The sequence below is a fragment of the Sphingobacterium puteale genome (genome assembly GCF_003627955.1).
Taxonomy (GTDB): Bacteria; Bacteroidota; Bacteroidia; order Sphingobacteriales; family Sphingobacteriaceae; genus Sphingobacterium; species Sphingobacterium puteale.
This window is the reverse complement of sequence record NZ_RBWS01000004.1, coordinates 205,822-224,385: the sequence shown is the minus strand read 5'-3', so window position 1 is coordinate 224,385 and position 18,564 is coordinate 205,822. Positions and strand designations below refer to the sequence as shown.

Annotated in this window: 14 protein-coding genes and 1 tRNA gene; 4 read left to right on the top strand and 11 right to left on the bottom strand. The window is 43.5% G+C overall.

Translation table 11 applies throughout. The annotated features are described in order from the left end of the window. Positions 1–52: 52 nt before the first annotated feature. The 3 genes from D7322_RS04975 to D7322_RS04965 form a co-directional block, all read right to left on the bottom strand. Positions 53–2,323, bottom strand: a complete 2,271-nt coding sequence (locus D7322_RS04975) for a cation:proton antiporter (protein ID WP_121121866.1) — start codon at positions 2,321–2,323, stop codon at positions 53–55. Between the two features lie 172 nt (positions 2,324–2,495). Continuing rightward, positions 2,496–3,221, bottom strand: coding sequence for a LytR/AlgR family response regulator transcription factor (locus D7322_RS04970; protein ID WP_220700019.1), 726 nt, complete (start codon positions 3,219–3,221; stop codon positions 2,496–2,498). Next, a complete protein-coding gene (locus tag D7322_RS04965) occupies positions 3,211–3,945 on the bottom strand; it encodes a histidine kinase (protein WP_121121864.1) in 735 nt (244 codons plus the stop codon). The genes D7322_RS04970 and D7322_RS04965 overlap by 11 nt, the downstream gene beginning before the upstream one ends. A gap of 315 nt (positions 3,946–4,260) precedes the next feature. On the opposite strand from D7322_RS04965, the gene D7322_RS04960 reads away from it, so the two are divergent. Then, positions 4,261–4,479, top strand: a complete 219-nt coding sequence (locus D7322_RS04960; protein ID WP_046672939.1) for a hypothetical protein — start codon at positions 4,261–4,263, stop codon at positions 4,477–4,479. Positions 4,480–4,578: 99 nt separating this feature from the next. Here D7322_RS04960 and D7322_RS04955 read toward each other — a convergent pair whose 3' ends face one another. Beyond that, positions 4,579–5,757 (bottom strand): thiolase family protein, encoded by a 1,179-nt coding sequence (locus D7322_RS04955; protein WP_121121862.1) that lies wholly within the window; start codon positions 5,755–5,757, stop codon positions 4,579–4,581. A 345-nt stretch (positions 5,758–6,102) separates the two neighbouring features. On the opposite strand from D7322_RS04955, the gene D7322_RS04950 reads away from it, so the two are divergent. Beyond that, complete coding sequence (locus D7322_RS04950; protein WP_121121861.1) at positions 6,103–7,275, top strand: acyl-CoA dehydrogenase family protein; 1,173 nt, start codon at positions 6,103–6,105, stop codon at positions 7,273–7,275. A 38-nt stretch (positions 7,276–7,313) separates the two neighbouring features. Continuing rightward, entirely contained in the window at positions 7,314–9,434 is a 2,121-nt protein-coding gene (locus D7322_RS04945; protein ID WP_121121859.1) for a 3-hydroxyacyl-CoA dehydrogenase NAD-binding domain-containing protein, read from the top strand. Between the two features lie 133 nt (positions 9,435–9,567). On the opposite strand, the gene D7322_RS04940 is transcribed toward D7322_RS04945, so the two are convergent. The 6 genes from D7322_RS04940 to D7322_RS04915 all read right to left on the bottom strand — a co-directional run bounded on the left by D7322_RS04940 (position 9,568) and on the right by D7322_RS04915 (position 17,494). Further along, positions 9,568–11,019: a bifunctional 2-methylcitrate dehydratase/aconitate hydratase gene (locus tag D7322_RS04940; RefSeq protein ID WP_121121857.1), complete on the bottom strand. Its 1,452-nt coding sequence runs from the start codon at positions 11,017–11,019 to the stop codon at positions 9,568–9,570. Positions 11,020–11,174: 155 nt separating this feature from the next. Next, positions 11,175–12,329, bottom strand: coding sequence for a bifunctional 2-methylcitrate synthase/citrate synthase (gene prpC / locus D7322_RS04935; protein ID WP_121122129.1), 1,155 nt, complete (start codon positions 12,327–12,329; stop codon positions 11,175–11,177). Positions 12,330–12,407: 78 nt separating this feature from the next. Next, positions 12,408–13,286, bottom strand: a complete 879-nt coding sequence (gene prpB / locus D7322_RS04930) for a methylisocitrate lyase (protein ID WP_121122127.1) — start codon at positions 13,284–13,286, stop codon at positions 12,408–12,410. 418 nt (positions 13,287–13,704) lie between these two features. Then, positions 13,705–14,325 (bottom strand): peptide chain release factor H, encoded by a 621-nt coding sequence (prfH, locus tag D7322_RS04925; RefSeq protein WP_121121855.1) that lies wholly within the window; start codon positions 14,323–14,325, stop codon positions 13,705–13,707. 6 nt (positions 14,326–14,331) lie between these two features. Then, positions 14,332–15,723, bottom strand: coding sequence for an RtcB family protein (locus tag D7322_RS04920; RefSeq protein ID WP_121121853.1), 1,392 nt, complete (start codon positions 15,721–15,723; stop codon positions 14,332–14,334). Between the two features lie 457 nt (positions 15,724–16,180). Continuing rightward, positions 16,181–17,494, bottom strand: coding sequence for a PDZ domain-containing protein (locus tag D7322_RS04915; protein WP_121121851.1), 1,314 nt, complete (start codon positions 17,492–17,494; stop codon positions 16,181–16,183). 326 nt (positions 17,495–17,820) lie between these two features. On the opposite strand from D7322_RS04915, the gene D7322_RS28285 reads away from it, so the two are divergent. Beyond that, positions 17,821–18,144 (top strand): hypothetical protein, encoded by a 324-nt coding sequence (locus D7322_RS28285; protein WP_147430291.1) that lies wholly within the window; start codon positions 17,821–17,823, stop codon positions 18,142–18,144. A 302-nt stretch (positions 18,145–18,446) separates the two neighbouring features. Here D7322_RS28285 and D7322_RS04905 read toward each other — a convergent pair. Continuing rightward, positions 18,447–18,526: transfer RNA gene (locus tag D7322_RS04905), tRNA-Leu, on the bottom strand. Positions 18,527–18,564 lie beyond the last annotated feature (38 nt).

Here is an 18,564-nt window from a genome sequence, read left to right as displayed (position 1 = left end):
TTTTACAAAGCGTGCCGGAACGATCCTGTTTCGGCACGCTTTGTGTAAGTCCCTATTTTTTTCGGTCAGCCAGCAGTAAGGTGGATGGTGTATGCTGTAGCCAGTCCATCTTCTTGTTAACAATTTTATGCCAACACGGTAGGCTGATAAGCATCAGATCCTGTTGTGTCCACAGCTCGGCGTCAAGCTCCTTTTCTTCCAATATCGTCAAATGATTGGGAACAAGCTGCTCCAGCTGTCTTAGCTTTTCCCGAAAACTCTCCTGCTTCCGCAAGATCTGGTCAAAATCCCACACCATTACCTGCGCATCCGAATGATGAATTAAGCGTTGGATGATCGCCGTTAGGAATTCATCATTTTTCAACAGGATAGGAACAATAACACGACGGGGCCGGACAAAGTTTTTGTCAATCAAAATGCCAACCATCGCATTGACTTTTGCATTGATCTGCTGATTTCGGTCAAATGTCGCAAAGGGAGATTCCGCATTTGTCACGGTATGAAATAATTTCTCCGGATTGATAATACGTGATGTAAAATCCAGAAATCGTCCCAACAGACTACCTTCGTATATGGATTCGCTCACCCCCAGCAACAGCAGATCCTGATGTTGTTCATTAGATGTCTCCACAATTTCACTGTCAATGTCACTCGAAATTTTGAAAACCGTCTGAATAGGTTGTTCTAAATTTGCTGCAGCCTCCTTTATTTCCCGGAAGCTATCCTGCTCCTGTGTTTCTACCTCGTAATGATGGAGCTCATTGGATGGTTCGATATGCAATGCAGTAATTTCAGCCGTATTTTTTGACTTTAAAGTAAGTGCATCTGCCAGACGAAGCAGTGAAATTCCGGTATTGCTCTTGGCAAATGACAGAAGGATCTTAAATTTTGACTTATTCTGGATTTCTTGTTGTAATGAACGTTTTCCTGGCCGATACAGGTAATTGATCAGGTCCAGTGAAGGACCGGTCATAAAAGTGGTGAGCAGCGCCATGACGACCATCATGGAGAATAATTCGGCACTTAACACACCAAGGTCATAACCGATATTCAATACGATCAGTTCCATTAGACCCCGGGTATTCATTAACGCACCGATACTTAAGCTATCTTTCCAGCTTTGTCCCACAAAGCGGGCAGCCAACGCACTTCCGGCGAATTTTCCAATTACCGCCACCAAAATAATAACGATGGTGATGATCCATAGCTGCGGATCGTTCAATAAACCGATTTGTGTACGGAGACCCGTGTATACGAAAAATAGCGGCAGTAACAATAGCGTCGACACATCCTCGATTTTTTCAATAAAGGCTGTTCGAAAACGGCTGCTTTCGGGCATGATTGCACCTGCCATAAAAGCACCGAATAAAGCATGTATACCTATGACTTCAGTTGCGTAGGCCGAAAATAATAGCACAATAAAAAAAATGGCGACAACAGGTTTACTCAAAGCTTCACGCGTACCCTTCACCTCTCCCACCCGCATAAGGAAAGGGCGCACAATTTTTATCATCAATAAGACATAAGCCACCGCAAGGGCGATCGTGTATAAGGCACTGGCAAAATCCCCAGCCTTCACAATCGCAATGACCACCGCCAAAATGCACCAGGCTGTAATATCATCCGCGGCGGCACAGGTAATGACCATCGCACCCAGTTTACTTTTTTGAAGTCCCCGTTCCTGTACGATCCTAGCCAGGACAGGAAATGCCGTGATGCTCATCGATATACCGATAAACAGGCTATAGGACAAAAACTCCACATTCGCAGGTGGCTGGTATAGGTATAAAAAATAAGCCAGGGAAATTCCCAGCGTAAAGGGGATAACAATACTGGCATGGGAGATCACCACCGCATCGTGCGCTTTATTGCGGAGGACATTCAAATCCAGTTCCATACCGATAATGAACATAAATAAGATCAATCCGATCTGGCTCAAAAACTGTAGATTGCTAAGAGATTCAACCGGAAATAAGGTATGCGCGAATTCAGGAAAATAAAGCCCCAGTAAGGAAGGGCCTAAAATAATACCAGCCAGCATTTCACCGATGACGACCGGTTGTTTGATCTTGATACATATCCATCCCATCACACGGGCGGCGATAATAATCGTCACAATCTGTGCCAGCAGTATCGCTAATGGATGCCCAAGGCTGTGCAGAAAGGTCGTTTTGAAATCCATCCAGGCCCCCTGGCTTGTTTTTTCTCCGGCAGGCAGTCCCTGACTCTGCAGCTGTGTCCCCAAATGGATAACCCAGTACATCACCACAAGCAATGTGCCTATAAGGGTCACATAAAAAATCGTATTCCTGTATTTCTTCATCTTTTTCGCTTTAAATAAATCGGGTGTTAATAGCAGATAAATGTCCGCACAAAATCAACTATTCATCAATTCGAACAGACAACCACAACAAAAATAAAATTCTATACCTGTTTTAAATCTTACTGCGGGTTAGGAAGCCAAAAATTTGTAATGAACTCCGGGAATTTTGTAATCAAACAAATTTCTCGAGGAATGATTTTTTATAGGATTCGCCCAAGCTAAAAAGAATAGCCGATTCTTGCTCATCCAATATGTTACTGGTGATGATATCCGCCGAAAAGAATTTCACAATTTTAAGAGCTATAATCTCCTTCTTGCTGATACGGATAAAATCCTGCTCCGGTAAGATGGACAGCAACTTGTCGAAGCTGATATTTTTTAATAATATGGAGGATCCGCCTGAGAGGAATACGGTCTTATCGCGGCTGTCCACCTCCGCAATTTGAATATAGTCTATCTGATTGAAATAAAGTATTGCTTTGCCCTTATTGGTATTAAATTGCGCGAAAGGAGAAATGTCTGTTTGCCGATTATTTATTACCTGTTCTACTTTTAGAATCGCCTGCTGAAGGCGCGATAAAGATATTGGTTTGCGCATATAATCTACGGCATTGATATCGAAAGCATCGCTGGCATACTGTTTATAGGCTGTCGAAAAAACAATGGGATAGTTTTCCAGTTCCTTAGCAATATCAAAGCCGTTTAACTGTGGCATCTCAATGTCCAGGATGCAAAAATCAAAATCTAAACTTTTGTATTCGTTGAGTAACACACAAGGATCATTAAAGGCCCTGACAACCTCCAGCCCGGGAATTTGTTCACAGAGCATTTTCAAAAATCGTAAGCTCGGCAGTTCATCATCCAGCAAAATGCATTTCAGTACTTTTTCAATTCTCATACAACCTGATCTGAAGGTAAGCGTTATAGACATCATTTTCTACAAAACGTTTTAACTCGTGCCTATCCGGATAGTAAAGCATCAAGCGTTCTTCCAGTGTCTTGCTGCCTATGCCACCTTTGCTTTTATACAGAGGGGACCGTTTCGATATTTTATTGCTGACTGTCAATTCCAACAAACCATTGCGAAAAGTAAATACGATCGAAATAAAGGAGTCAGGATGGTGAAAATCAGCATGTTTAAACGCATTCTCAATAAGATCTACGGTCATTAGCGGAACCAGTGCAGGGCGCTCCAGTAGGGACTCGTTCAATTCATCAATATCAAATTTAACACGCATATCGAACAAGGGGCTTAACTTGACCTTATTGACCTCAATTAAATTCCGTGCAAACTCAATCTCTGCTTTTGGAGAGACAAGTTCAGCCTCACTTTCATATAAGACATAATCCAGTACCATCGCCAATTTATCCATGGTATAATAGGTTTGATAGGCGTGGGAAAGAATACCATTGAGTGAGTTTTTCAGTAAATGCGGATTTAAACGATTGCGGTAAACATGATCCATCTGCTCATTATCCATGCGTTTGAAAAGTTCTCTATGTCGCAGCTCCTCCCCCCGCAGCCTGTTGTATTTCCGTATCAATAATATATAAAAAATTAACAGGACAATGACAGCCACGAGAAGCAATACGATCATTATATTGGAAAGTTCAGTCGTCATGATTACTTTCAAACTTAACGAAAATTTCACTAGCAACGAAACGATTCCTTTAGACAGCCACAGGTCAGATTCATTTTATCGGGATGCAATGAATCGCAAAATTTAATACCGAAAAGAATACTTATCTGAGTGTAAAATTTGCAGGTATTGATTACAAAAATTAACAGTTTCATTACAATTTAGTCACTTTAAACTATTAATTTCAGATTATTCTTCTTATATTGAGAGTATTGTAATTAGCCGATCAAATGATTGTCTACGCTATTTTGGTTAAACCTGCCTGATTTATTCTAATCGGGCCTAATATGAAACACGATGGAAAAGCTCATTTTCGAAACTAATGCACAACACCCCAGTCTTGTAGACAAGATCAAACAAGCTGTAGAAAAATTAAATGGTATCCATGAATGGAAGATCGATCTGGATTCCATTTATAATCTGCTCACCATTGAGGGCATCCGGCTCAACCCAACGGAAATAGAGTCCGAGCTTGCGCTTCATGGTGTTGAGGCAAGTCGTCTATATGAAGAATAACCCTTGTTGATCTTCTGGCGCTTTGTCATCAACCAAACCATAGGCTTCGTCCAGATCAGTAATTACTGATATAAAATAATTCCTGATCTGGACGAGAAACTACAATCTTTTAATAATCATTCCAGAAGCCCCTCCACCACCGTTGCAAATGGCGGCGAGTCCAATTGCTCCCCCCTCTTGCTGTAATATACGGGTTAATGTCACGACTATTCTTGCTCCGGAGCAACCCAATGGGTGACCGAGCGAAACTGCTCCACCATAGATATTCACCTTATTTAAGGGAATATCCAATATTTTTGCGTTCGCAAGTGCAACCACAGAAAAAGCTTCATTAAATTCAAAGTAATCAATATCTTCCTTTGTCAATCCCGCTTTCTTCAGCACCTTATCCGTTACGAGGCTCGGACTGGTCGTAAACCATTCCGGTGCCTGTTCGGCATCGGCATAGGCGACAATTTCAGCCAGAGGTTGTAGGCCCAATTCCTTTACTTTTGCCGCACTCATTAATAACACTGCAGCGGCACCGTCACTCAAAGTTGATGCATTCGCTGCCGTCACAGTACCATCTTTCTTAAATGCAGGCTTTAATTCGGGAATCTTATCGAAATTGACCTGAGAAAATTCTTCATCTCTAGAGATTGTCTGTTCGCCTTTACGTCCTTGAATGGAAATCGGGCTTACTTCGTTGACAAATTTATTTTTCTGCCAGGCTTCCAGACTCCGTTTGTAAGAACTAATGGCATACTGATCCTGCTCCGCTCTCCCGATCGCATATTTCTCGGCGCATAGTTCAGCAAAAATTCCCATTGCTTCATTCGAATAAGCGTCACTTAAACCGTCCCGCTGTAAACCGTCGACAAAACTTTGGCTTCCGAATTTCGCCCCCCAGCGCATGGCACTCGCATAATAAGGTACCCTGCTCATGCTTTCCATACCACCTGCAACCACCACATCTGCATCACCCAATAGTATTGCCTGCGCAGCAAAAGCAATAGCTTTCATACCACTCGCACATACTTTATTGACTGTCGTTGCCGGCACCTGGTCAGGTAAACCTGCAAGACGGGCAACTTGACGAGCGGGAGCCTGTCCCAAATCGGCCTGTAGCACATTGCCGATCAGAATCTCATCGACCTGATCTCCCGCAAGACCGACCTCATCCAAGACCGCCCGGACAGCATGAGCCCCCAGAGCTGTCGCGGAAATAGATGACAAACCACCGCCGAAACTTCCGATTGGCGTACGCTTAGCAGCAACGATAAATACACTCTTTGACATGTTATTCTGTTTATAATTGTTTTCTTTTGAACATGATGGACAAGGGCATCATCCCTTTCCTAAAGATAAAAAATATAAAGTAAACAAGCGAATCCTATTTCTATATTTTTCCAGCATAAACAGAATAAATAGAAAAAAAATCAGGCAAAAAGTTCCCTACCTAATCTATTTTACAAAAAATAAACAATAAATATTTGCAAAAAAGCCACTGCTTTTCGTTAAATTCGACTAGACATCCCATGCTTTGGGAAAGGTATTATAAAGCCAAGATAAAGCAAAGAATGAATTGTTTTCAGTCTTCTATCGAGTAACTGAAACCATTAACCAAAAGTAAAATAAACAATTATGCAGGCAAGCAAGCTCACAGCTGAACATCAGATTTTTCGCGAGACCATTCGGGCATTTATTCACAAGGAAATTATCCCACATATAGATCAATGGGAACAACAAGGTGAAATAGATCGGAGCATCTGGAAGAAAATGGGTGACATGGGTTTCATGGGACTCAATTACCCTGAAGAGTACGGTGGTCTGGACTTAGATTTTTATTATTCGCTGATCCTATGTGAAGAACTATCCTATTGTTTTTCAGGAGGGTTTACAATATCCGCCTTAGTTATCCAGTATATGTCAGCTCCCTATTTATTAAAATATGCATCTGAAGAACTCAAAGAACGTTATCTCAAGCCAGTTATTGCCGGTGATATGGTCAGCGCCGTTGCCATCACCGAGCCGGGAGCTGGGTCTGACGTCAAACAGATCAAGACGACAGCCGTTCGATCGGGCGGCCATTATATTGTAAATGGTTCCAAGACCTTTATCACCAACGGTTATTATGGAGATTTTTTTATTACTGCAGTAAAAACGGCTCCGGAAAAAGGAACAAAAGGGATCAGTCTGCTGCTGATCGAAAGAAATGCTACGGGTGTTTCGGCCAATAAGATCCATAAATTAGGCTGGCATGCCTCCGACACAGCTGAATTGAGTTTCGATCAGGTCCAGGTTCCGGTTTCCAACTTGATTGGCGTTGAAAATGAAGGCTTCAGCTACTTAATGGCGGGTTTACAATTAGAACGTTTAACCGCCGCCATCCATAGTCTTGCAACAGCGGATTCGGCATTACAATATACCCTGGAATATATCGGTCAACGGGAGGCATTCGGTAAAAAGCTCCATGATTTTCAGGCCATCCGACACCGCATTGCGCAAATGGCTGCCGATATCGCAACCACAAAAGCATTTGTTTATCAATGTTGTGATCTTCAGAACCAAGGGGAATATACCGTCCAGGACTGTTCCATAGCCAAACTCCAGGCAAGTGAACTCGCCGTTCAGGTGGTCAGCAATTGTCTGCAGTTATTTGGAGGCTACGGATTTACCGAAGATTACAAAATCGCACGTCTGTATCGGGATGTAAGAGTGGGCACAATCATCGGTGGAACATCTGAGATTATGTTGGAAATCATTGCTAAGATGACGATTGATAAGGTAAACTATCAGCGGAACAAAACTAGCTAACATAACCATTTTCAATACAAAAAAATAAATTCAATATAATGAATTATAATACTCAGCCCTATTTTGACATACAGCATGACAATCAACATATTGTCACCATAAAACCATTCGCCGATGCCATAGCCGACGAACAAGGCATACTCGATCGTTTGCAGCAGTTCGTTGCCCTAGTAACGGCCATTCTTCATGAAAAAGAGGTTCGGGGAATGATCTATACCTGTCCGTTAAATAACAAACAGACCGATTATCTTTCCCTATTCGATCAAGTGTCCAGTGGTCGATTCGATCCTGAGACCCTATTAAAAACCACCCTACAGGCACTACAATGGAAAAGCCAAAACAAACCAATTGTGTCTATTTTTGATGATGAATGCACAGGTATTGGTTTAGCAACGATGTTGTGGTCAGACTACCGTATCGCAGGTCCGGGAATTAAAATGGGTTTTCCCGAAAGTAAATTTGGGCTTTTTACCGGTTTTGGAGCGACGATCTGTCTACCACAGCTTGTAGGTTCCGTCCAAGCACTGAACCTGTTGACCCAACCCGGCCTTATACCGGGTCAAACGGCGCTTGAATCGGGTTTATTGAACGAAGTAGCAGCCGATTTTGATCTGTGCCTATTGCAAGCGAAAAACTGGATCCTTACAAATTCAAAGCAATCTGTTTCTGCTGCCTATTCAACCATGCCATCTGCGGAATTTGAAGCGACCTGCTCCGCTATTTTAAAGAAAACAAGAGGATTATTACCCGGTAGCAATGCTGTCGTGGAACTGCTGAAAACAGCCCCGTCTTTATCATTAACTGGTTCGGTAACGGCTGAAACATCACGCTATTCTCAGGTATTAAGGGCTCCGGAACCCCTCCATATGATCAGGACGCTGCATGAAGGAATTCGAAAGGCCCAGCATCCCGGCCGGATAAAATCACTTGGAGATTATAAGGTCAAAAAAATAGGAATTCTGGGGGCAGGTATGATGGGATCCGGTATTGCCTATGAAGCCGCCAAAGCAGGCATTGCAGTGGTTTTAAAAGATGTGACTATCGCACGGGCCGAGCAGGGAAAAGCCTATTCGACCAAACTTTGCGACAAACGGCTTGCCCAAGGGCAGATGAGCGGCATTCAACAACAGGAACTTTTATCCAATATTCAACCCAGTGCGCAAGTTGCCGATCTTGTCGGTGCTGATTTAATTATTGAAGCGGTATTTGAAGATCTGGAGCTAAAAGCTGAGGTTACCCGACAAAGTCTGCCTTATCTCGCCGAAAATGGCTTTTTCGCTTCCAATACTACTTCGCTGCCCATTACGGCATTGGCCGATGTAACGGATCGGCCGGAGCGCTTCATTGGCATGCATTTTTTCTCTCCTGTAGACCGTATGTCCTTGGTTGAAATTATATGTGGCACACAAACCGATCATATTACATTGCAAAAGGCAATTGCAGTAACGTTGCGCCTGGGCAAAATCCCCATTGTCGTGCATGATGGACCCGGATTTTTTACCTCACGCATTTTCTTCCATTATTTACTGGAGGCAATCACGATGTTGCTGGAAGGTGTTCCTGCGATTCAGATCGAAGAAGAAGCCATTCAGGCAGGATTTGCTGTTGGCCCATTGGCCGTGCTGGATGAAATTTCACTGGAACTGATGGTGCACGTGTACGATCAATTCCCAACACTCCATAACAGTCAACGACGTGCTTATGCCCACCTGAACAAAATGATTGAGAATGGCAGAAAAGGCAGAAAATCAGGCCATGGATTCTATGACTACGACCCTGCTTTTGGAACAAAAACAATCTGGCGGAATCCTGCTCTACCGACCTCCGAAGGGTCTTGGTCAGCCGATATAATACGTAAGAGACTGCTCCATGTCATGGCTTTGGATAGCTACCGCTGTCTGGAAGAAGGTATATTGGAAGAAACCATAGATGGCGATATAGGTTCAATCCTCGGCGTGGGATATGCCGCACATACCGGGGGAGTGTTTGGCCATATCGACCTAACAACGCTCCCAATTTTTATGGAGGAGTGCCAATCGTTTCTACCATTTGGTGAACAATGGGAAATCCCACAATCGTTAAGAAAACTTGCCGATAGAAATTTTACCTTTTATACGGGTTTAGATTCAAATTGGACAGGAAAACAGTCTTTGAATTAAACGATCAGCATTTATTAAAGAACGTGGAATCAAGCAAAATGTCTATCTAAGGCTTAAGCTCTTCTATAAATAACAAGCTAAAAAACCATTGACCAGTAATAACTCAATTACACCAGTCAATGGTTTCTTGTTCTTATCGGGCCAGAAGATCCATCAGATCAGATACATCCAGATCAATGAATGTATCGTAATCCAAGGTCACTTCGAGCAATTGTTTTTGTTGTTTTTCGGCAAATACACGAGCAAGATTCGTCTTATACTTTTCAATCAGCTTCGGTATTCCTTCCTCCCGACGTCGTGGATGTCCAATAGGATATTCCACAACCAGCTCCGGCAATACTGTCCCATCTTTCAAGACCACCGTCAGTGCATTGGAGATCGCCCTTTTTTGTGGATCATGGTAATCTACTGTAAACTGAGGATCTTCGACACAGAAAATCTTATCCCGCAGGCTGTCAATACGTGGATCCTGCGCAATATGATTTTCATAATCCTCCGCCGTCAATCGTCCAAAAATTAGAGGTACCGCAACCATGTACTGAATACAGTGGTCGCGATCGGCCGGATTATGTAAAGGCCCTTTCTTGTCTATGATCCGAATTGCGGCTTCATGCGTACGAATGGTGACACGCTCGATATCATCGCTATTTTTCCCAAATTCTTTTAACTGCTGGTGAAGCTGCATCGCCGCTTCGGCAGCAGTCTGCGCATGAAATTCAGCAGGGAAAGAGATTTTGAACAGAATATTTTCCATTACGTAAGATCCATAATCGCGCTGGAATTTAAATGGATTCCCTTTAAATGAAACATCATAGAAGCCCCATATAGGTGCTGTTAACACAGAGGGATATCCCATTTCACCCGTTTTGGCGATTAAAGCAAGGCGTACGGCACGCGAAGTCGCGTCGCCGGCAGCCCATGATTTACGGCTCCCTGTATTGGGCGCATGACGATAAGTACGCAGGGCCTGCCCGTCGACAAAGGCAAGTGATATGGCATTGAGCAACTCTTCCCTACTGAGCCCCAAGAGCTTACCGACAACAGCTGTAGAAGCGACTTTCACTAAAATAACGTGATCCAATCCCACTTTATTGAATGAGTTTTCAAGCGCCAGAACCCCCTGAATTTCATGCGCCATAATCATGGCTTCGAGCACCTGTTTCGTCTTTAGGGATTTCCCTCCTTTGGCGATCTGCGTTCGGCTCAACCAGTCTGCAGTCGCCAGAATACCGCCAAGATTATCTGATGGATGCCCCCATTCCGCCGCTAGCCAAGTATCGTTAAAATCCAGCCAGCGAACTAAGGTGCCGATATTGAATGCAGCCTGTATGGGATCCAACTGATAATTCGTTCCGGGTACTTTCGCACCGTTAGGAACAATCGTCCCCGGGACAACCGGACCAAGTAATTTGGTGCAAGCGGGATAGGTCAGCGCTTCCAACCCACAACCTATGGTATCCAGGAAACAATAAAAAGCTGTATTCCATGCCGTTTTACTTTCTATCTTGTAATTTAGTACATAATCCACTATCGCCACCAGGACCTGATCGGGCTGTGGTCGCTCATTTAATATTGTTGAACTCATTATTTTTTTCTTATAAAAGCTATCTTTATTTTCAATTTATTTATTTCAGAAACTGCCCGTACCCATCAAACGAAAAAACACCAAAATATCCTTTCATCAGGGCTCCAAGCCGTTTCTTCCAATTTCGTTCACGCCATTATACATACCATACCGATTTATCGTTCTGAAATTGGCACAAACGGCCGATCATCGGGACCGATATAATTTGCGCTCGGCCGGATGATTTTGCCATCTTGCCGTTGTTCAAAAACATGTGCAGACCAGCCTGTGATACGTGAAAGCACAAACAAAGGGGTAAACATCTCAGTAGGTATTCCCATCAGATGATAGGAAACGGCCGAGTACCAGTCCAAATTAGGGAACATCCGTTTTTCTTCCCACATCACTTTCTCCAGCCGTTCGGCAATCAGGTACAATGTCATATCACCGGCCTCCTCGGATAATTCCTTGGCGACCTGCTTGATAACCTGATTTCTTGGATCTGAAATGGTATAGACAGGATGTCCAAAACCAATTATAACTTCTTTATTTTCCAGTCTTTTCCGGATATCGGCTTCGGCTTCATCAGCATTCGCATAACGGCTCTGGATCTCAAAAGCAACTTCATTTGCGCCGCCATGTTTTGGTCCCCGTAGAGCCCCGATTGCACCGGCAATACAGGAGTACATATCGGATCCCGTCCCCGCAATTACCCGTGCAGCAAAGGTAGAGGCATTAAATTCATGTTCAGCATATAAGTTAAGCGAGATTTGCATGGCCCGCACCCAGGAATCGGATGGTGCCTTCCCATGTAGCAGATGCAAAAAGTGCCCCCCAAGGGTTGGGTCATCGGTTTCCACCCGAATTTCACGTCCATTTTGACTAAAGTGGTACCAATAAAGCAAAGCCGAAGCCATGGATGCCATCAAACGATTGGCAATGTCCCTGGCTCCTGCCAAAGCGTGATTTTCCTTTTCCGGATTTACACTTCCAAAAAAAGAAACATAGGTGCGCAGCACGTCCATGGCATGTGCTGTAGAAGGCAACTGTTTCAATACCTGTTGTACTGTAATCGGCAGACCGCGCTGACTAAGTAACTGGCCTTGATAAGTCGTTAACTGCGCCTGTGTAGGAAGATTTCCGTAAATCAGCAGGTAAGCAACTTCTTCAAAGCTGGCCTGATGGGCTAAATCCAGGATATCATATCCCCGATAATGGAGGTCATTACCACTTTTCCCCACGGTGCTCAGCGCTGTATTTCCAGCCGGAACACCCGAAAGTGCGACGCTTTTTTTGGGTTTAAAACCCGTATCATTTGGTGTCTCTTTCATCGCCATAAATTATTTATGTATAAGTTAGCGTGTATTTAAATAACAAAATATACTCATGCATCCGGTTAGAGATGGTAATTACTTCGCGTTGAACAATTGATCCAGGCGGTTCTCGTAAGCATAGTAGTCGATACTGCGATACAATTCATCGCGAGTCTGCATACGGTCTACAACTGCTGCCTGACCACCGTCTTTCCGAATATGCCTGTACACATCAGTCGCCGCTTTGTTTGCTGCACGGAATGCAGATAAAGGGTAAAGCACGATGGACACATCCGCATGACGAAGCTCGTCAAGGTTAAACAATGGTGTCTGTCCGAATTCGGTAATGTTAGCGAGTATAGGTAATCCGGTTGCGCGACTGAACTGCATATATTGATCCAAGTTATGCACGGCTTCCGCGAAGATAAAATCCGCCCCGGCTTCTTTGTAGGCCAGGGCTCTTTCCAAGGCCATTTCCAAACCCTCAGAAGCCAAAGCATCGGTACGCGCACCAATGACAAAATGTAGATCAGTACGCGCATCGACAGCAGCTTTTAACCGGTCTACCATTTCATCTTTTGACACCAGCTCCTTTCCCGGGCGGTGGCCACAGCGTTTGGCCCCCACTTGATCTTCCATATGGACCGCTGCAGCCCCGGCTTTAATCAGGCTCTTTATCGTCCTTGCGACATTAAAAGCTGAAGGACCAAAGCCCGTGTCGATATCCACCATCAAAGGAAGCTTGCATACATTAGTAATGCGGTCCACGTCAATTAATACATCCTGAAGTGTTGTAATACCCAAATCTGGCACACCCAGCGAACCCGCAGCGACACCACCTCCAGAGAGGTAGATAGCTTTAAAGCCTGCTTGCTCAGCCAAAAGTGCGTGATTCGCATTGATGGTTCCGACGACTTGTAAGGGGTTTTCATGCTTGATTGCTTCTCTAAAAAGGAAGCCTGGAGAATCTATCATATCATTGAAATTTGAAATTCCACAACTCATTAGTCCGACAGGATAAAACCCTGTTAGGGGCATGATGAGCAGTATTTAAGTTTATTTAGTTTGAACAACAAATAATTCGATCGTTCATCCTAAAGATACTAATTATCACGGCATTTCAACAAATTATTTTCTACATTTCAAGTCTTTAGCCGAAGAAAATACGGTTTCATCCGAAAGCATTCACAATCGTGCGCGCAGCTCTCCCCTTAAAAACAAGTCGGTAGCTACCGCCATAAATAACATGAGCCCGGTGTTTGGCCGGACTCATAAGATCAGCGTCGTTGTTTAAACGATGCTGTTTACCTCATTAATAAGCACAGGATATGGTATCGACAGCTTATAGGCGACAAAAAAGTCATATTCAACGCCCAACGGCATCCTAATCCGGTCATAACTCTTTAAATTTCGGACCGGAGAAAATACGTTTCGAATCCCCTCGACGGACATCAATCTGATTTTTCCAGGACTGATTTTTCCCTGCATTTTTCTGCAACCGTTCCAGCTCCAGCAACCGTTCTTCCAAACGCAAAACGGCAATTTCTTTATTTTGCAATTGGGAACGGGTATCCATCACCTGTACCATCATTCCTGTCGGGAGGTGAGTCGCGCGAACTGCTGAACTCACCTTGTTTACATGCTGTCCACCTGCGCCACTGCTGCGCATCGCCTGAAATTGCACATCCTTCAAGTTCATTTTCGCAACAGGCTGTACCGGATACCAGTTCTTGACCTCCAAAAACCAATTCTTACGTCTGTGGTTAGGTCGAAAGGGACTTGGACAGATCCAACAAATTGTTCCTATCCAGCGATCAATAAATACCGAAATTGCCTCACCTGCCAGCTTTAACACCAATGAACAGGGAAGCCCATCGATCTCCTCGGCTTCCACCGTCTCCATCTTTAAGCCATATTGCTTTGCTTCTGACTGCATCCTTTCCAACACCTGCTTTACAGCAAGATTACATTCCCTGGGCCCTCGCCCCGAAGTCAATAAAATATACTTTTCCATGCGCTCCTATTTATCCATGCGAACAATCTTGGGACGAAATGTTCCAAGTACATTAACCAACTCCTGCTGCAGGCTCATCACCCGGTGAATATCCTTATAAGCATGTGGAGCTTCATCCAATGCGCCTCCGATGAGTTCCACATCATGTTTCTCCAGTTCCTTGAGCATGGCACTTTTGGTGAAGCTACTTTTGCAGGCTGCCCGCGACATCATGCGTCCGGCTCCATGCGATGCCGATTGCAGGCTCAACGGATTGCCCCGCCCCTCAACGATAAATCCGGGTGCGGTCATGGACCCTGGGATAATCCCCAGCACCCCCTGTCCGGCAGGTGTCGCCCCTTTGCGGTGAACAATACATTCTTTTCCATCCATCATTTCCTTCCAGGCAAAGTTATGGTGGTTGTCGATGGTTAAAACGGGACGTTCCCCCAAAGCCTTAGCCAAACGCCTGTGGATATCCTCATGACAGGCCCGCGCATAATCACCCGCTAAATTCATCGCTAACCAGTACTCCTGACCTTCTTGGCTGTCCAGGTCCAGCCACGCCAGATGTTGCACATGACGCGGTAAAGGACACTGCTTTGCGGCTAGGTCAGTATACTGTTTCGCAATATTTGCGCCCAATCCCCGCGATCCACTATGCGACAATATCGCCAGATAAGCACCGGGGGCCAGCCCCCAGACCGGGCGGACAGCATGCAGCTCAACCACGCCAAATTCGACAAAGTGATTACCACCACCTGAGGTCCCGAGTTGCTTGTACGCTTTATCCAACAATGATTTCAGCAGAGGGATATCGTTAAATTCGGATCGGCTAAAAATCGCATGATCCTGTTTATCGCGATGCGTATCATACATACCGAATTTGGTGTTTTCTTTCAGCATATTTCGCAACTGGAATTCTCTTCCTCTAAAATAACTTGCCGGTAGATCAAAGATAGACAAGCTCATCCGACAGCCGATATCCACACCGACCCCGTAAGGTATCACGGCATTATCTGTTGCCAGCACCCCGCCGATCGGCAGGCCATAGCCCATATGTGCGTCTGGCATCAATGCTCCCCGATATGCTATGGGTAACTTCAATGCTTCATACAATTGCTTTTTGGCTTGCTCATCAATTTCATTTTCACCAAAAATGGTAAAGGGAGCCATCTGCTTATTTAGTTGCCGCATACGGGCTTCAACCGGCTGAATCAAACCTTCAGCGAGCTTCGCCCAGATTGGATGTGCCCTAAATTTTTCAGGTGCCTCCAACACAGTTTTTACTTCCAAAAGGATATTTTCCTTCTTTTCTCCTTTTCGGTAGCGTGTTATTAGCCCTAAGGCTACTTGTATTATATTATGCTGTGGAAAACCGATTTTAATAAGGTCTTTCCCCGATAATTTACTTCCCATATTTTTTAAAATAATTTAATATGCTAACTTATCCCACTCAGGGATAAGCAATTTAAAATATCCGGGTTTTCTTTTCTTGAATAAACAGTCTGCCGACAGCGGGATCATCACATTTTATAGCATGACCAAAATGACATACAAAAACAGGCCGGTTAACCTATATGGGCCGACACAGAAATCGACCGATAAAAAACAGACCCCGCATAGCCCGGCTAAATAGAAAATTGAAGGAAATAAAAAACCCGAATGATCTTCGGGCTTTTTTCAAATCGTAAAGGATACGTTATAAGTGAAGAAAAGCACGAAGAATGCTTCCAGCAAATCCATTTGCCGTAAAAGCGTCTTTTGATTTTATCTTAGCGACCAACATAGTTCTTCGTCTTTTAAATTGTTTAAAATTAATATCAGCGGCAAAGGTAAGTAAGTTAAATTCAATTTTCCAAATTTTGAAGAAACTTTATTTTGAATTGAAAGGCAGCGGATCTTTTAGAAAGAAGGTATAATCGAGTTCCTGTCCAGCTCTTTCTATCTTAAAGCGGATCTCTTTGCCTTCCTCTGATTTGAAAAGTGTATGGATCGCTTCCAAGGTATAAGAAGACGCCGAACGACCATTGATTTTCAACACTTTATCATCTGGCTTTAAACCGACAATTGCCGCTGGGGAATCTGTTCGAACTGTAGCGATTTTATACATGTTTTTCAGCACAAATCGGTACTGTACCCGATTGTCCATGCGAATCTCAGTTCCACCATCTTTTTTTAAATAGACAGGTACCTCCTCCTTCTCATATTTAATGCCGTCATGGATGATTTCCAGACCGCTCATGTTTAAATAATAGAATTTATCAAAATTTCTATTTTTAACCAGATACACTACATTATTGGGGTAGTCAAAAATCACTTTAAATCGGCGCAGAAGTTCGTTTCCAACAGAGCCGATTCGTTCATTGACAAAAGTCGCATGCTGCGTTGAACTCAATTCCGGATAAGCCACCAGCGGATAATGCATCGTAAATGGCCCCAGCTCCAACGATTTGATCCGATTTCTTTTCCCATAAATTTCACCATTAAATCCTTGCCCGATATAATCGTCAATAAAAGGAGGTTTAATCGAAAAATTATTTAATTTGGAAGGGATAAGCATCAACGCATCGCTATTGCCCATATCAATCAATACGCGACCTTCGATGTCTGCGGAATCCTGATTAAAAGCGATCGAAATATAGGGTCTACTGTTTAAAATATCTAGCGGGATGCGCTGCATTTTGGCCAGCCCCTTGGGATACTCTTCCTTCTGGTAAATGGTAACCCAATGTTTCAAAAAATCCATTTCAACAACGTGATCACTAAAAAAACGGCTCCCCATAATACCATTTATTTCAACGCCTATCCGGGTAGAAATATCGATATGTGCATTTTTAAGAATATAGATGGGTTGATCCGTATCTTCATACACACCGGCGATATTCACATTATTATTTACAGACAGATAGCCATCCAACCCCTCGTCCCTCCCCAGTCCCTGAAATTTATTGACAAAAACAGCGCTATCTATAGATTTAAGTGTTTCCCCAAAGATCATCGTCTCTTTGACTCCTGTATCCAATAAAAAGTTCATGGCATAGCCGTTAACCTGTACGGGAATAATAATGAGGTTATGAACAAATAAAAACGGAATTTTAGCCTTCTTTTTTTCTTTCAGAACAAAACGGTCCTGTCCCCATGCAAAAACAGAACAGAGTAATGCTAAAGATAAAAATGCTGCTTTCATCTAAGTTTAAATTTGGTATTTCCAATTTAAACAAGAATTCCCATAATAAAAAGGCTTATACAAAAAAACTGTGTCAAATTCTACAGCACCGAAGATGAAAAAAATATGACTCGTATGTTGCCCATTTGGCATCTTTATCCAATGAAACCATTACGAAAGAGTCGGCTACAAACTTAGGGGGTAAAATCGGCCAACTTTTCGGCAAGACATAACTTTTTATTGCCGATTTTGACACCTTATGGCCAAAATCAGACAAAAATCAAGGTCTAAATACCATTAAAGGGGCATTTTAACGGTAAGCAAACACTTACCGTTGCTAAGGAGAGATGAACAAAACGTCCTTAGCATTTGTTCATCTCTCCCTAGCAATTGGTCAAACCTCCTTGACATTTGATCAATCGTCCTTAGCATTTGTTCATCTCTCCTCAGCATTTGGCCAAACCTCCTTGACATTTGACCAAACGTCCTCAGCATTGGTCCAATCTTCCCTAGCATTTGACCAAACCTCCTTGGCATTTGATCAAACGTCCTCAACATTGGTCCAATCTTCCCTAGCATTGAACCAAACGTCCTCAGCATCGGATCAATCCTCCTCAGCATTTGTTCATTTCTCCTCAGCATTTGGCCAAACCTCCTCAGCATTTAACTAAACGTCCTTAAGGATAAGCCACTGCTGATCTCATTTAAACAAATAATAAGCATATATCGGTTGATAATCATCTCAAAAAGATCGACGCGAGCATACGAAGGTTTCAAATAAATTAACGGATGAAGCTAAGTGTCTGGTGATGAAACAATGAAGCCTAACTTGTTGCGTCGTTAAAAGCTTTCAGGTCTACAAATTTTTCAGCTTGTTAACTAAATCATCCGTGTCAAGGAGTGGTTCTATGTTCCCGAAGGGGCATTTTACTTAAAAAGGGCCTTACCATGTGTAATGTTAAGACCCTTTCAGTACCCGGAGCCGGAGTCGAACCGGCACGGTTTCCCACTGGTGTTTGAGACCAGCGCGTCTACCAATTCCGCCATCCGGGCATATCCGTTTGGGATGATGCAAAAGTAGTTTTTTTATT